Here is a 15,813-nt window from a genome sequence, read left to right as displayed (position 1 = left end):
GCCGTACGGCCCGGGCCGCGAACGGCTCGCGCGCCCGCCCCTACGCGCCGCCGCCGCGCGGGTCGCTGCCCGAGCCGTACGCGCCGCCACCGCGCAGCCGCCCGGTGGGAACGAACCGGGTCCCTCGGCCCGGCGACCGGCCCGCGGGCGCCGACGGTGCCCGGCGGGCGGACGGCCGGGCCGTGCTGCTGGCGCGGCTCACCGACGCGCTGTGCGAGCTGTCCTGCATGGAGACGCCGCAGGGCCGTGCGATGTTCGCCATGCTGCTGGGCGATCAGCTGGGCCGCCAGGTCGATCTGCGGGGCGTCCGGCTCCGGGAGGACGCGGTGGCCGTCGCGCGGGCCGTGCTCGCGGTCCCGGCGGGCAGGCGGGTGCTGGTGGCGGTGGTCCGGATCCTCGAAGGAGGGCCCGCGGGCGACGAGTTGGAGTGGCTGATCGACGCCCACGACTGACCGGTCGTCGAAGCCGTTCGTGCGGATACCGTGGACAACCACGCCGTCCGGCGCTACCTTCCCCTCAGGGCGAGGTGGGAGCGCTCCCATACTTCGGTGGACCGGAACCCGCCGTCGGCGCGCTGCCGCCTCGCCCGGTCCACGCACCTCCGGCCGGTCCCTCGCCCGCCCGCCTCACCCGTTCCCGAACACCTCGGCCAGCCAGTCCAGTTGGCGCCGCACATGGACCGCGTCCCCGCCCTCGTGTCCGTTGAACGGGTAGGCGTGCAGCACCTTGACGGGGTCCGCGGCCGTGCGTTCCGCGTAGCGGTTGAACGCCGCGTACGCCCCGCTCGGCGGGCAGACCGTGTCGCGCAGCCCGACCCCGAAGTGGGCCGGGGCGTGCGCCCGGCGGGCGAAGGACACGCCCTCGAGGTAGGACAGGGTGCGGTGGGCCGCCTCCTCGGCGCCCCGGTGGACCGCGAGATACGCGGTGATCTCGCCGTACGGGGGCAGGTCGGTGAGGTCCAGGGCGCGTTGGATGCCGCACAGCAGCGGGGCGGTGACCAGGACCGCCGCGAGGTCCGGTACGAGTCCGGCCACGGCCAGCGCGAGTCCTCCGCCCTGGCTGTTGCCGACGGCCGCGACCCGCGAGGCGTCCACGCCGGGCATTGCGCGCACGGCGGCCACCGCGCGCACGGCGTCGGTGATCAGCCGGCGGTAGTGGTGGTCCCGCGGGTCGAGCAGTCCGCGGACCGCGGGACCCGGGCCGCCCGGCGCGTGCGCGTGCGGGTCGGGGGTGGCGCCGCCGCTGCCGTACTGGTCGCCCTGGCCGCGGTTGTCCATCAGCAGATGCGCGTACCCGGCGTTCACCCAGGTCAGCCGTTCGTGCGGCAGGCCGCGGCCGCGTCCGTACCCGGCGAACTCCACGACCGCGGGCAGTGGTTCGGCGCTCGCGGCCGGAAGGCTGAACCAGGCCCGTACCGGATCGCCGGCGAAGCCGCGCAGCGTCACGTCCCAGCTCTCCGTCAGCCGCAGCCCGTTGTCCACCGGGCGCGCGGAGATCAGCGGGCCGCCCGCGGCCGACGTCTCCTCCAGGGTGCTCTCCCAGAACGCGTCGAAGTCGGCGGGCTCCTCGATGTCCGGGCGGTGGCGCTCAAGTTCCGCCCGGGGCAGGTCGAACGCGGGCACGGGGCACCTCGCAGAGTCGAACGGACGGCGCGACCGATCGTTGCGGGCGCGCACCAGAAAGTTCCGGGGACGTTAACAGATCAAGGCCGCGCTCCACAGCCGTACGGACCGGATCCGTTGCCGCTCCGACCGCTCAAAAGTCCCGCGCGCACCACCCATTGACACCGTCTACCGCGCCTCATAGGTTGCCGCGAGATTACCGGTAAGCGCTCGAAAGTTTCGGTTCTGCGTCCTAGGTACAGGAGGCCCGAGCAATGAGCACCTCCACCACGTCGGCTCGTTCCCCGGGCACGCAGGACCCGCCGCCGAAGACCCCACCGCGGCGCACACGTTCACCCGCGCGCACCGGCTGGCGCCGAGCACTGCGCAGGGACTGGCAGTTGTACTCGCTGGCCGTGCTGCCGCTGCTGTTCTTCCTGGTGTTCCGCTATCTGCCGATGATCGGCAACGTGATCGCGTTCCGCCGGTTCGAGCCGGGCGGTTCGATCCTCGGCGAGTACTGGGTGGGGCTGCGCTACGTCGAGATGTTCCTGTCCGACCCGACCTTCTGGCAGGTGTTCCGGAACACCCTGTGGATGGGCGGACTCACGCTCGTGTTCTGCTTCCCGGTCCCGATCGTGCTGGCCCTGCTGCTGAACGAGGTGCGCAGGACGTCACTGAAGCGGTTCGTGCAGTCGGTGTCGTACCTGCCGCACTTCCTGTCGATCGTGATCGTCGCGGGCATCACGCTGCAGATGCTCGCCACGGACGGCCCGATCAACCACGTCCTCGGCTGGTTCGGCCACGAACCGATCCGGTTCATTCAGGAACCCGACTGGTTCCGCACCATCTACGTCGGTTCGGAGATCTGGCAGACGGCGGGCTGGGGCACGATCCTCTACCTCGCCGCGCTCACCACCATCGACGAGGACCTGTACGAGGCCGCCCGCATCGACGGCGCCAACCGCTGGCAGCAGATCTGGCACGTCACCCTGCCCGGCATTCGCCCCACCATGATCACGCTGCTGATCCTCAACATCGGCACCTTCATGGCCGTCGGATTCGAGAAGGTCCTGTTGCTGTACAACCCGCTGACCTATCCCACCGCCGACGTGATCTCCACGTACCTCTACCGGACCGGTGTGGAGTCCAACAGCTTCAGCTACGCCGCCGCGATCGGACTGTTCGAGGCGATCATCGGGCTGGTCCTGATCACCTCCGCGAACCAGTTGTCGCGCCGCACGATGGGGACGAGCCTGTGGTGAGGCCGAGCCGCTCCTACCGCGTCTTCCAGGGAGTCAACGGGGTGATCCTCACGCTCGTCGTGGCGGTGACCCTCTACCCCTTCGTCAACATCATCGCCCGCTCGTTCAGCGGGGAACGGCAGATCCGTGCCGGTGAGGTGACGCTGTGGCCCAAGGGCTTCAACCTCACCACGTACGAGATCGTCTTCTCCGACTCGATGTTCTGGCGCAACTACGGCAACACCGTGCTGTACACGGTCGTCTCCACCGCCGTCGCCATGGTGCTGACCACCTGCTACGCCTACGTCCTGTCGAAGCGGAACCTCAAGGGGCACGGCACCCTCGTCGGGATCGCCGTCTTCACGATGTTCTTCACCGGCGGACTGATCCCCCACTACGTCCTGATCACCAGCCTCGGTCTGAAGAACAGCGTGTGGGCCATCGCCCTGCCCAACGCGATCAGCGTGTTCAACCTCCTGGTGATGAAGGCGTTCTTCGAGAGCCTGCCGACGGAACTGGAGGAGGCCGCGCAGATCGACGGCCTGAGCACCTACGGCACCCTGCTGCGGATCGTGCTGCCGCTGTCGAAGGCCGTCGTCGCGACCATGGTGCTCTTCTACGCGGTGTCGTTCTGGAACTCGTGGTTCGCCGCGTTCCTCTACATGGACCGCAGCGACCTGATGCCGGTCACCGTCTACCTGCGCAACCTGCTCGCCGGCGCCACCGGAGGCACCGGCGCCGGCGCGGCCACCGAGCAGCTCACCCAGGTCTCGGCGAACATCCAGGCGGTCACGATCGTGCTGACCTCGCTGCCGATCCTCTGCCTGTACCCGTTCCTCCAGCGCTACTTCGTCTCGGGCGTAATGCTCGGCGCGGTCAAGGGCTGACCGCCGCACCGCCTTCCCGGCCCCATCCGGCCCCTCCCGGCCGTCCGTTCCTCCCCGCCTTCCCCGCCCGCCCCTATCGAACCCGCCGACGCTCCAAGGGAGTCACCCGTGAAGAACACCGGTCAGCTGTCGCGGCGCCAGATACTCGGCGCCGCCGGATTCCTCGGCCTCGCCGCCCTCACCGGCTGCGGTGGCGGTGGCGAGGGCGGCGACGCCGCGGACCTGGCGAAGAAGCAGAAGGGCGCCATGAAGGACTACCGCGCCGGCGGCCGGTTCAAGGCGGCCCAGCCGCTCACCTTCTCCGTGCTGCACAACGACAACCCGGGCTATCCGCTCAGAGAGGGCTGGCTGTTCTGGAAGGAACTCACCCGCCGCACCGGCGTCACCCTCGACGCCACGTCGGTCCCGCTGAGCGACTACGAGAAGAAGCGCAGCCTGCTCATCGGCGCCGGAGACGCCCCGCTCCTCATCCCCAAGACCTACCCGGGCGCGGAGACCGCGTTCGTCTCCTCCGGCGCGATCCTCCCGGTCAGCGAGTACGTCCACCTGATGCCGCACTTCCAGGCCAAGGTGAAGAAGTGGCGCCTCCAGCCGGAGATCGACTCGCTGCGCCAGTCCGACGGCCGCTACTACCTGCTGCCAGGACTGCACGAGAAGGTCAAGCAGAGCTACTCGCTGGCGTTCCGCACCGACGTCCTCGACAGGCACGGCCTGACCCTGCCCACCACCTGGGACGAGGTGTACGAGACGTTCAAGGCGCTCAAGGAGGAGTACCCCGACCGCTATCCGCTCTCCGACCGCTGGAGCACCAACACCCCGTTCCCCGTCGGCGCGCTCTCCCAGTACCTCGGCCAGGCGTACGGCGTCCGGGCCGGCTGGTCGTACCTGAACACCGGCTGGGACGCCGAGGCCGGGAGGTTCGTGTTCACCGGAGCCACGGACGCCTACCGCCAGGTCGTGGAGTACCTGCACAGACTGGTCTCCGAAGAGCTGATGGACCCCGAGAGCTTCACCCAGACCGACGACGAGGCGGTCAGGAAGCTGCTGTCGGAGAAGTCCTTCGCGATCAGCGCCAACCCGCAGGAACTGGTGCAGAACTACCGCTACAACCTCGGCAAGCAGGTCGAGGGCGCCACCATCGAGATGATCCCGGTGCCGATCGGCCCCGCCGGACCGGTGGTCATGGGCGGCTCCCGCCTGGAGAACGGCCTGATGATCTCGGCTAAGGCACTGGAACGCGACGACTTCGTCGCCCTGATGCAGTTCGTGGACTGGCTCTGGTACTCCGACGCCGGCCAGGAGTTCACCAAATGGGGCGTGGAGAACACCACCTACACCCGCTCGGGACCCGGCGCGTACGAACTCGAGCCCGGTATCAGCCTCATGGGATCGGACCCGAACGCCCCCAAGGACCTCCAGAAGGACTTCGGCTTCTACAACGGCGTCTTCTCCTACGGCGGCAGCTGGGCGCTGGTCTCCTCCTCCTTCGGTCCCGACGAGAAGAAGTTCCAGGACGCCATGATCACCCGCGAACAACTGCCCGTGGACCCGCCGCACCCGCTGCGCGCCGAGGAGCAGGAACAGGCCACCCTCTGGGACACCCCGCTCAAGGACCACGTCACCCGGAACACCCTGCAGTTCGCGCTCGGCAAGCGCCCGCTGTCCGAGTGGGACGACTACGTGCAGGAGCTGCGGGCGAAGAACATGGACCGCTTCATCGACCTGCACAACCAGGCGCACGAGCGGTTCAGGGAGGACAACGCGTGATCCACGTCCCCGCGGAGCCGGACGGCCCCCTGTCCGACGCCTGGCGCCACTGCGTCGGCACCGGCCGCCTCGACCTCGCGCTGCGCCGCGACTACCAGGACTCCCTCGCCCTGCTCCAGCGCGACATCGGCTTCCGGTACCTGCGCGGGCACGGCCTGCTCAGCGACGGCATGGGCATCCACCGCACCTACGAGTGGCAGGGCGCCCGCCGCACCCACCACTCCTTCACCTACCTCGACCAGGTGCTCGACGCCTGCCTCGGCCTCGGCGTGCGCCCCTTCCTCGAACTCGGCTTCATGCCGGCCGCGCTCGCCTCGGGACGGCAGACGGTGTTCTGGTGGAAGGGCAACATCACCCCGCCCGCCGACGAGAAGGAGTGGACGGACCTCGTCCGCGCCGTCCTCACCCACCTGATCGACCGCTACGGCGCCGAAGAGGTCCGCACCTGGCCCGTCGAGGTGTGGAACGAACCCAACCTGCCCGACTTCTGGCTCAACGCCGACCAGGCGGCGTACCACCGGCTGTACGAGGTGACCGCGCACGCCGTGAAGGAGGTGGACGACCGGCTGCGGGTCGGCGGCCCGGCGATCTCACCCGGCGCGGACGAGTGGCTGGTGCCGTTCGCGGAGTTCAGCGAACGGCGCGGTGTGCCCGTCGACTTCGTCTCCCGCCACGCCTACACCTCCGGGCCCGCCCGGCACGTCCCCTTCGGCGTCCACCAGACCCTGGCGCCGGCCGCCGACCTCCTCACGCAGTTCGCCGCGCCCCGCCGGGTGCTGGCCGGCACCCGGCTGGCGGAACTGCCCGTCCACATCACCGAGTTCAACTCCTCCTACCGGCCGGACAACCCGGTCCACGACACCGCCTTCCACGCCGCCTACCTCGCGCCGGTCGTCGCCTTGGGCGGCGACCACGCCGACTCCTTCTCCTACTGGACGTTCAGCGACGTCTTCGAGGAGACCGGCATCCCGACCGCGCTCTTCCACGGCGGCTTCGGCCTGCTCACCCACCGCCAGGTCCGCAAACCCACCTACCACCTGTACGCGTTCATGGCCCGCATGGGCGAGCAGCAGCTCGCGCGGGGCGCCGACCACCTGGTGACCCGGCACGCCGACGGCCGGGTCACCGTCCTCGCCTGGGCCCCCGTCGACACGACGGGGCGCACGCCCGGCCCGGACCGGCACACCCTGCGCCTGTCCCTGCCGGTCGGCACCGCCCCGCGCGGCGAGGCGTTCGTCCGCCGCTCCCGCGTCGACGAGGAACGCGGCAACGCCTACACCGCCTGGCGGCACATGGGCAGCCCCCGCTCACCGGAGCGCACACAGCTCGACATCCTCCACGAGGCCGCCGAACCCGCCCGCAGCCACCACCGGCTGCCCGTCGAGAACGGCCGCGTCGACCTCGCGCTGACCCTCGCCCGCCACGAGGTCACCCTGGTCGAGGTCACCCCGGTCCACGACGAGGCCCCGCCCTGGTGGGACGAGCGGCGCCTGCTCGGCGGGGAGACGCCGTGAGCACCGCACGGGTGGACGCCTTCGGCACCGGCCCGCTGTCCCGGGCCGCCGCCCTGATCCACACCCTCCTCACCGTCGAGGCCCTGCTGCTGCTCACCGCGGCGCCGGGCCTCGCCGGCCTCTTCCTGCTCGCCCCCGACCCGGCCAACCTGCCCCTGGCCGCCGCCTGCCTGCTGCCGCTCGGCCCGGCCGCCGCGGCCGCCCTCTACGCGCTGCACCACCGCAGCCGCGACCTCACCGACCTCCGTCCGGCCCGCGCCTTCCTGCGCGGCTGGCGCCTCGGCGCCCGCGCCGCGCTGGCCCTGTGGGCGCCGCTGCTCGGCTGGCTCACGGTGATCGCCTTCACCCTCACCCACTTCTCCGCCACCGGACTGCCCCGCTGGTGGGCGGCCCTGCTGGGGCTCATCGGCACCGGCTCGCTGCTGTGGGGCGCCCACGCGCTGGTCCTCACCGCCCTGTTCACCTTCCGCGCCCGCGACACCGCCCGCCTCGCCGCCCACTTCCTGCTCCGGCAGCCCCGCGCCACCCTCTCCGCCGCCTCCCTGCTGGTCGTGACGGCCGCCGGGACCGCCCTGCTCACCGAGGCCCTGCCCGCCCTGCTCGCCGCCCCGCTGCTGCTGTCGCTGCTGCACGGCAGCCGCCCGCTGATCACCGAGACCGAGGAGCACTACACGGCCTGACCCCGCCGCACCCCGAAGTCCCCTACGGCGACGACAACCCCGAGCAACGGCCCGAGTGAGCGTGGGACGAGGACCACCGGCTGTTCACCCGGGCCGGCATCGACACCCTCAGCGACGTCCCCGGCCCGCTCGCCCCGCTGCCCCCCAACGGCACCCGCCCGCTTTTCCTCCTCGACCACACCACCGCACCGCCCCACCGCCCACGCCACCGTCACCGACCTGCTCACCGGTCAGGGCGAACCGTTTATCCCGGACCCGCTCGGCGTCGCCGTCCCGCGCGTTCAGTAGACGGTCCGCCCCCGCCCGTCCGGCACGCCGGACTTGCGCAGGAAGTAGCTGTTGACCTGGTCGCGCCACTCCCGGGCGCAGCGCACCTGCTCCTCGAACCGCTCGGCCACCCGCGCGTGCCGGGCCGGCTCCACCAGGTCCGCGAGGCCCGCCCACACCCGGCGGGCCTCCTCGGCCTCCTCGACACCCTCGAAGTGCGTGTCGTAGATGTGCTGGATCACCGTCTTCCCGCTGTGCAGTACGTGGCCGTAGGACACGTGGTGGAAGAACAGCAGCAGCTCGTCCGGGCAGGTCTCCGGCGACTCGTACACCTCGGACCACGGCTTGGCGTACTGCGCGGCGTACCCGGTGCCGGTCGCCGCGCTGCGGTCCACGCCGACGCCGTCGCGGTCGGCGAAGTGGTAGGTGCCCCACGGGCTGTACTCGTAGCCGTCGACGCTCGGCCCGTAGTGGTGCCCCGGCTGCACCATGAAACCCACGCCGAGCGGCGCCGTGTACTTCTCGTACGTCGACCAGGAGCCGTCGAGCACGGCGTGCAGCCCGTCGACGAGCCGCTCCGGCGCGCCGGGATGGGTCAGCGCGATCCACTCGTCGAGGACCGCGCGCGGATCCGCCGCCGGGTCCCAGGCCAGCCGGCCGAACGTGTAGAGGTTGGCCTGCGCGAGGGGATGACCGGTCCAGAACGGGTCGTCGCCCGCGTTCGACACGGCCACCAGGCCGTCCGCCAGCCGTCCGGCGCTCACCGAGCCGTCCGGCCGGAACCGCAGCGCCTCGCTCCACATCGGGCCCAGCCAGCACACGTGCCGCTGCTGCCCGGTGTACTCCTGCGTGGCCTGCACCTCCACCGCCAGCCGGGTCCGTGGCATCGCGCCGATCAGCGGGGACACCGGCTCGCGCACCTGGAAGTCCATCGGCCCGTGCTTGACCTGGAGGACCGCGTTGGGTGCGAACCGCCCGTCCAGCGGGGTGAAATGGTCGTACGCGGCCCGCGCCCGGTCGGTGGACCGGTCCCGCCAGTCCTGCCGGTGGTCGTAGACGAACGCCCGCCAGTGCACCGTGCCGCCGTACGGCTCCAGCGCCGCGGCCAGCAGGTTCGCGCCGTCGGCGTGCGAGCGGCCGTAGGCGAACGGGCCCGGCTGGCCCTCCGAGTCGGCCTTCACGACGTACCCGCCGAAGTCGCCGATCGCCTCGTACACCCGGCGCGTCGCCTCCGCCCACCAGGTGCGCACCGCCTCGTCCAGCGGGTCGGCGGTGGGCAGTCCGCCCAGCACCACCGGCGCGGCGAACGTGACCGACAGATGCGTGCGGATGCCGTACGGACGCAATACGTCGGCGATCGCGGCGACCTCACCGATCCGGTCGGTGAGCAGGTGCGCCTCGGTCGCGTGGACGTTGACGTTGTTGATGGCGACGGCGTTGATACCGCACGCCGCGAGCAGCCTGCCGTACGCCCGCACCCGGTCCAGGTCGCCGCGCGCCCGTCCGTCGGCCCAGAACAGCGAGCCGCCCGCGTAGCCGCGTTCGACCTGGCCCATCACCGGGTGCACGGCCACGTTGTCCCAGTGGTCCAGCATGCGCGTCGCGAGCGCCGGGCGGTGCACCTCCCGGGCGCGCTCACCGGTGAAGGCGTCCTCGCCGAGCCGCACCACGTGGAACAGGCCGTGCAGCAGGCCGCGTTGGCCGGACGCCGTGACGGTCGTGGTCCCGCCGCGGCGCTCGAACGTGAACCCCTCGTCGCCGAGACCGTCGACGTCGGCCGGCGCGAGGACCAGGTCCGCGTCCGCGCCGTCCGGCACCACCCGGCCGCCGAACCGGGCGCAGGCCTCGGCCAGTTCGCTGTGGACCGTGCCGGCCTGCGGGCCCTCGCCCGCGCGGACCAGCACACGCCGGCTGCCGACCGCGCGGAACGCCGCGGACGGCAGCCAGGCCGCGTCGATGTCCCCCGGGTCCGTCATCCGTGCCCTCCCCGTGCCGTGGACGCGCCGCCCGGAGAGCACCGGGGGCCGCCCTCATTCTGGTGCACGGGGGACCGGAGAGGTACCTGTTGGCCTGCGGGAATCCAGCGAAAAGGCGGGCCCGGACACGGTCCGGACCCGCCCTGTGAGCGGTGGTCAGCTCAGCAGTTCCACCTCCGTCAGCGCCGCCTCACCGGTGAGCACCAGCCGGTAGTGGCCGTAGGCCGCCGGCTCGTCCACCGAGAAGGCCCGCGTCTGGCGGTCCCAGCGGAACGACTCGTCCGCCCGGGTGTCCAGGTCGGTCCACGTCTTTCCGTCGGCCGAGCCCTGCAGCACCCAGCCGGTGGGCGCCTTGGCGCGGTCGCCGGACGTCAGCGTGTACTGGACGGCCTCGGTGTTCCCGGTGACGGGCAGGTCCACGGTGGACACCGTGGCGCCGGTCGCCGAGGTGTCGTCGAACAGCGCCCCCTCGCCCTTCAGCACGTCCTTGCGGGGCGTGGGCACCTCGTCGTCCTGCGTGATCGACACCGGGGCGGCGTTCTTGCCGGTGCCCCACGACGACGGGCGCGGGCCCATGTCGAACTCCAGGACACCGCCCTTGGCGATCAGCGCGTGCGGCAGCGAGGTGGAGTTCCAGCGCTTGCCGTTGACCTTCAGACCCTGCACGTAGACGTTCTTCGCGCTGTTCTCCGGCGCCTTGACGACCAGCTCGCGACCGTTCTCCAGGTGCACGGTGACCTTCTTGAACAGCGGGGAGCCGATGGCGTACTCGCCGCTGCCCATCACCAGCGGGTAGAAGCCGAGCGAGGAGAACAGGTACCAGGCCGACTGCTCGCCGTTGTCCTCGTCGCCGTGGTAGCCCTGCCCGATCTCGCTGCCGGTGTACAGCCGGGACAGCACCTCGCGCACGTTCTTCTGCGTCTTCCAGGGCTGCCCGGCCGCGTCGTACATGTACAGGGCGTGGTGGGCCACCTGGTTGGAGTGGCCGTACATGCCCATGCGGACGTCCCGGGCCTCGGTCATCTCGTGGATGACACCGCCGTAGGAGCCGACGAACTCCGGGGAGGCCGTCTCCGGGGTGGACAGGTACTCGTCGAGCTTGTCGCCGAGGCCGTCCCGGCCGCCGTAGAGGTTGGCCAGACCGCGGCTGTCCTGCGGGGCGGTGAAGGCGTAGCCCCAGCCGTTGGTCTCGGTGTAGTCGTGGCCCCACACGCGCGGGTCGTACTTCGAGGACTCGACCCGCCAGTCGCCCTTGGCGCTCTTGCCCTGGAAGAACCCGGCCTCGGAGTCGAAGAGGTTGACGTAGTCCTGGGCGCGGTTCAGGAAGTACGCGGCCTCCTCCTTGTACCGCTTCTCGCCCGTCTTCTTGTAGAGGGCCTCGCCCATCTTCGCGATGCCGTAGTCGTTGAGGTAGCCCTCCAGCGCCCACGACAGGCCCTCGTGCGTCTCGGTGCTGGTGTAGCCGAGGAACGGCGAGGTCGCCATGCCCTTGCGGCCCACACCGGACGACGGCGGCACGACGGTGGCGTTCTTCACCGCCGCGTCGTACGCGGCCTCCGCGTCGAAGTCGACACCCTTGACGTAGGCGTCCGCGAACGCCACGTCCGAGGAGGTGCCGGTCATCAGGTCGGCGTAGCCGGGGGAGGACCAGCGCGAGGTCCAGCCGCCGTCCTTGTAGTGCTGCACGAACCCGTCGACCAGCTCACCGGCCTTGGACGGGGTCAGGAAGGAGTACGCCGGCCAGGTGGTGCGGTAGGTGTCCCAGAAGCCGTTGTTGACGTACACCTTGCCGTCGACGATCTTCGCGCCGGTGTGCGTCGGGGTGTCCGGCTGCGGCATCCTCGAGAACGGCGAGGCGTACTTGTACGCGCCGTCGACCTTCTCGTGGCCCGCGTTCGGGTACAGGTACAGCCGGTACAGGCTGGAGTAGAGCGTGGTCAGCTGGTCCGGCGTGGCGCCCTCGACCTCGACCTTGCCGAGGATGCGGTCCCACTGGCGCTGGGCGCTCTTCTTGACCGCCTCGAAGTCGCGGCCCTCGGGGATCTCCTGGCGCAGGTTGTCCTTGGCCTGGTCGACGCTGATCAGCGAGGTGGCGAGGCGCAGCGTGACCCGGCGGTCGTCGCCCGCGTCGAAGCGCAGATGGCCCTTGACGCCGCTCGCGTCGCCCTCGGTGACCTTCTTGTCGAACTCGCCGTACACGAACATCCGGGTCGCGCCCGTGGACAGTCCGGACTTGACGTCCGAGTAGCCGGTGAACGTGCCGTTCTCCTTGTCCAGGGTCAGCCCGGCCTGGTCGGTGACGTTGTCGAACAGCACGCTCGCGTCGTCACCGGGGAAGGTGAAGCGCATCATCGCCGCGTGGTCCGTCGGCGCCATCTCGGCCTTCAGGCCGTTCTCGAACCGCACACCGTAGTAGTACGGCCGCGCGGTCTCGTTCTCGTGCCGGAAGGCCAGCTCGCGCGCCTCACGCCCGAGGTCGGGGGTGCCGGCGGCGACGGACGGCATCACCTGGAAGGTCTGCCGGTCGCCCATCCAGGGGCTCGGCTCGTGGCTCGCGCTGAACGCCTGGATCGTCGGCAGGTTGTCCGCGTTGTTGCCGCGCGCGTAGTCGTACAGCCAGCTCAGCGACCCGGCGTTGGTGACCGGGGTCCAGAAGTTGAAGCCGTGCGGGACGGCCGTCGCGGGGAAGTTGTTGCCGCGCGAGAAGCCGCCGCTGGAGTTGGTGCCGCGGGTGGTCACCGCGTAGTCGGAGAGGTGGGCCTTCGGCCGCTCCGGCGCCACCTCCTTCAGCGCCACGTCGTCCAGCCAGCCCCGGAACTTCGTCTCGCCCTTGGGCGAGTCGTACGCCACCAGGATCCGGTCGACGGTCTTGCCGGCGGCCACCGAGCCGATCCGGGAGACCACGTTGTTCCACTGGTTGACGTACAGGACCTTCGACGCGCCCTGGCCCTGCGGCGTCAGCGGGAACCCGTGCTGGTCACTGGCGCGCAGGTCGCTCAGGTAGGTGCCGTCGGTGAAGGCGAGGTCGACGGAGACGTTGGTGGCGTCGTAGTCGAGGTCGCCGTCCGCCATCGACGGGAAGACGCGGTACGACAACTGGGTGTTCCGGCCGACCGCCACATCGACGTCGAACACCTTGTTGTACGAGTACGCCCGCCCCTCGGCGGTGTGCCGGCCGGCGTAACGCAGGGCACGCTTTCCGGTGAACCCGGCGCCCGCCTTCGCCGTGGGCGAGCCGCTCGGTCCGCGGTCGACCAGCGAGAGCATGTCCTGCGGTATCGGTGTCTCGCTGTCGCCGGTGGAGAACTGCACGTCGGCGAGCTGGACCAGGTCGCCGCTGCCGTTCTTGGTGATCTCCAGCCGGAAGTGGCGGTACTCGGCGACGGCGGAGGCGTCCACGTCGTACAGCTTGGTCTGGAACCGTTCGGAGAACGTCTCGCCGGAGCGGGTGTCGAGGGTCGTCCACTGCGTGCCGTCGGCGGAGCCCTTGAGCGTCCAGTCCCTCGGGTCGCGTTCGGCGTGGTCGTTGGCGGAGGTGAGCGCGTAGCGCAGCACCTTCGCCGGCGCGTCCAGGTCGAACTCCACCCAGCCGGTGGACTCGAAGGCCAGCCACTTGGTGCTGGGCTCCCCGTCCACCAGGTTCTCCTTCACCTCACCGCCGCCGGTGTTCTCCGCGCTCGCGCGGACGTCGGTGACGTGGTCGGTGACATTGCCCGGGATGCCGGAGCTGTACCCGCCGTCCACGCCCGAGGCGCGCTTGTCGCCGCCCGGGGTCGTGTCGACCGTGTTCAGCCAGTCCGGGGCGGGCTCCCCGGACTCGAACGACGAAGCGAACTCCCGGTCGGCCTTGGCCGGTGCCGTCGGCAGGGCGACCGCTACGCCCTGGGAGCCCGCGGCCAAAGCGAAGGCGGTCGTCGCGACGACCGCCGTCCCCCATCTGTGCCGAACCCTGTGTTGCATGCGTGAGCACCCTCCCTGCGCTGGACAACGTTGTCAATCGATAAGCGCAAGCACCAGTAGTGGGTCAAGTGGCCCAAGATGTCAAGAGGGTTGAATGTGGTATTCCAGTCCGGAGGCCGGAGAATTCACGTCGGGGAAGCCTTCGGAGGCCCATATTTCCGGGAGGTCTCAACTCGGAAAAGACCGGAGGTGAACCTTGCATTCGATCTTGCTCCGTCGGCGTGAAGTGGACTATACCTGTCGGCACTCCGGGGCATCTTCACAGCGCCCGACCATGTACCAGCCGCACTTCCTGCACGACCCAGCTTGACCCGATCGCGGTGCCGGGGAGGATCCGGTTCACCGCCTGAGTCCTGGAGAAGGCGAGGACTTGAGCATGGGATCCACTTCCGCAGAAAACAACGGCACCGGCGACACCCATCCGACCGGCGTGGGACGCCGCGATCTGATCCGGCGGTCCGCCGCGCTCGGCCTCATTTCCGTACCGGCAATGGGCTTCCTGTCCGCGTGCGCGAGCGGGGGCGGTGAGGAACAGGAGAAGGCCACCCAGGGCAAGAAGTCCGAGAAGAACCCGCTCGCGGTCAACGAGACCGCGCCGATGGAATTCGTCCTGTTCGACGGCGGCTTCGGCAAGGAGTACGCCGAGGACGCGGTGAAGGTCTACGAGAAGAACTTCCCCGGGGCGAAGGTCGAGTTCTCCGCCACCCAGAAGATCCAGTCCACCCTGCAGCCGCGGTTCAACCAGGGCAATCCGCCCGACCTCATCGACAACTCCGGCGCCGAGCAGATGGACATGGGCGTCCTGGTCGGCAAGAAGCAGCTCGCCGACCTCACCCCGCTGCTGGACGCCCCGTCGTACGACGACCCGGGCAAGAAGGTCCGCGACACCCTGCGCCCCGGCATCGTGGAGATGGGGCAGTTCGACGGCGAGCAGGTCTGGATCCTCTACTACGCCTACACCGTGTACGGCGTCTGGTACTCGCAGAAGGCCCTGGAGGCGCTCGACGAGCAGTACCCGCAGACCTGGGACCAGATGCTCGCCGTCTGCGAGAAGGCCAAGAAGAAGGGCATGGCCGGCTGGACGTACGCGGGCAAATACCCCTACTACATCCCGTTCTCGCTCTACCCGATGATCGGCAAGGTCGGCGGCCGCGAGGTCCTCGACGCCATCGACAACCTGGAGCCCAACGCCTGGAAGCACCCCGCCGTCAAGGCCTGCTTCGAGGCGTACTACGAGCTCTACCGGAAGGGTTACGTCCTGCGGGGCACCCCGGGCCTGGACCACATCCAGTCGCAGACCGCCTGGGCGCAGGGCAAGGCGCTGTTCCTGCCGAACGGCTCCTGGGTGGAGAACGAGTCCGCGAAGGTCATCCCGTCGGACTTCGGCCTCACCGTCTCCGCGCCCACCGGCCTCGACTCCTCCGACAAGCTGCCCTTCGGCACCATCTGGGCCTCCGGCGGCGAGCCCTTCGTCGTCCCGGCCAAGGCGCGCAACGGCGCCGGCGGCATGGAGCAGCTGCGCATCATGCTCGGCGAGGCGTCCTCGAAGAACTTCACCAGCAAGGTGAAGTCCCTGACCGCCTACAACGGCGGCACCGACGGCATCGAGCTCACCCCGGGCCTGAAGTCCGGTGTCGCGGCACTCGACAAGGCCGGCGAGAACGTCGTCAACCCGCGCATCCAGGACTGGTACGTGCAGCTCCAGAAGGAGAAGATCGGCGTGTCCGGGCTCGGCGAGATGATGGCCGGCCGGATCACCCCGGCCGAGGCCATCAAGAAGATCCAGGGCTTCGCCGACGAGGCGGCCAAGGACTCGTCGATCAAGCACTACAAGCACCAGTGAGGACCCGTCACCAGGGCCTGTCCGGCGTGCGCGCGCCGGGCCGGCCCTGGCGGCACCCGCGCGCAGAACGGGGT

At 70.3% G+C, this 15,813-nt stretch carries 10 protein-coding genes; 7 read left to right on the top strand and 3 right to left on the bottom strand.

The features are described from left to right. Positions 1-452, top strand: a 452-nt coding sequence (locus tag FGW31_RS35540; RefSeq protein WP_411757113.1) for an effector-associated domain 2-containing protein, incomplete at its 5' end; no start/stop codon positions are given. Positions 453-626: 174 nt separating this feature from the next. Here the strand turns inward: FGW31_RS35540 and FGW31_RS06825 are convergent. Next, the gene (locus FGW31_RS06825; RefSeq protein WP_142192453.1) at positions 627-1,622 is read right to left on the bottom strand and encodes an acetylxylan esterase; all 996 of its coding nucleotides are present in this window, start codon (positions 1,620-1,622) and stop codon (positions 627-629) included. Positions 1,623-1,876: 254 nt separating this feature from the next. On the opposite strand from FGW31_RS06825, the gene FGW31_RS06820 reads away from it, so the two are divergent. The 5 genes from FGW31_RS06820 to FGW31_RS06800 all read left to right on the top strand — a co-directional run bounded on the left by FGW31_RS06820 (position 1,877) and on the right by FGW31_RS06800 (position 7,693). Beyond that, a complete protein-coding gene (locus FGW31_RS06820; RefSeq protein WP_142192452.1) occupies positions 1,877-2,866 on the top strand; it encodes an ABC transporter permease in 990 nt (329 codons plus the stop codon). Beyond that, positions 2,860-3,732 carry a carbohydrate ABC transporter permease gene (locus FGW31_RS06815; RefSeq protein ID WP_142192451.1) on the top strand — a complete coding sequence of 291 codons (873 nt, stop codon included), beginning with the start codon at positions 2,860-2,862 and terminating at the stop codon, positions 3,730-3,732. The genes FGW31_RS06820 and FGW31_RS06815 overlap by 7 nt, the downstream gene beginning before the upstream one ends. A 108-nt stretch (positions 3,733-3,840) precedes the next feature. Further along, entirely contained in the window at positions 3,841-5,499 is a 1,659-nt protein-coding gene (locus FGW31_RS06810) for an ABC transporter substrate-binding protein (protein WP_142192450.1), read from the top strand. Next, complete coding sequence (locus FGW31_RS06805) at positions 5,496-7,013, top strand: GH39 family glycosyl hydrolase (RefSeq protein WP_142192449.1); 1,518 nt, start codon at positions 5,496-5,498, stop codon at positions 7,011-7,013. The genes FGW31_RS06810 and FGW31_RS06805 overlap by 4 nt, the downstream gene beginning before the upstream one ends. Further along, entirely contained in the window at positions 7,010-7,693 is a 684-nt protein-coding gene (locus FGW31_RS06800; RefSeq protein ID WP_142192448.1) for a hypothetical protein, read from the top strand. Before FGW31_RS06805 ends, FGW31_RS06800 begins: the two co-directional genes overlap by 4 nt. 281 nt (positions 7,694-7,974) lie before the next feature. On the opposite strand, the gene FGW31_RS06795 is transcribed toward FGW31_RS06800, so the two are convergent. Then, positions 7,975-9,936 carry an alpha-glucuronidase gene (locus FGW31_RS06795; protein WP_142192447.1) on the bottom strand — a complete coding sequence of 654 codons (1,962 nt, stop codon included), beginning with the start codon at positions 9,934-9,936 and terminating at the stop codon, positions 7,975-7,977. Positions 9,937-10,092: 156 nt separating this feature from the next. After that, on the bottom strand, positions 10,093-13,896 hold the full coding sequence (locus FGW31_RS06790) for a GH92 family glycosyl hydrolase (protein WP_142192446.1): 3,804 nt from the start codon (positions 13,894-13,896) through the stop codon (positions 10,093-10,095). 376 nt (positions 13,897-14,272) lie between these two features. On the opposite strand from FGW31_RS06790, the gene ngcE reads away from it, so the two are divergent. Next, positions 14,273-15,739: an N-acetylglucosamine/diacetylchitobiose ABC transporter substrate-binding protein gene (ngcE, locus tag FGW31_RS06785; protein WP_142192445.1), complete on the top strand. Its 1,467-nt coding sequence runs from the start codon at positions 14,273-14,275 to the stop codon at positions 15,737-15,739. Positions 15,740-15,813 lie beyond the last annotated feature (74 nt).

It is taken from the genome of Streptomyces calvus, from assembly GCF_006782915.1.
Classification (GTDB): Bacteria; Actinomycetota; Actinomycetes; order Streptomycetales; family Streptomycetaceae; genus Streptomyces; species Streptomyces calvus.
This window is presented reverse-complemented; position numbering and strand designations above follow the sequence as displayed.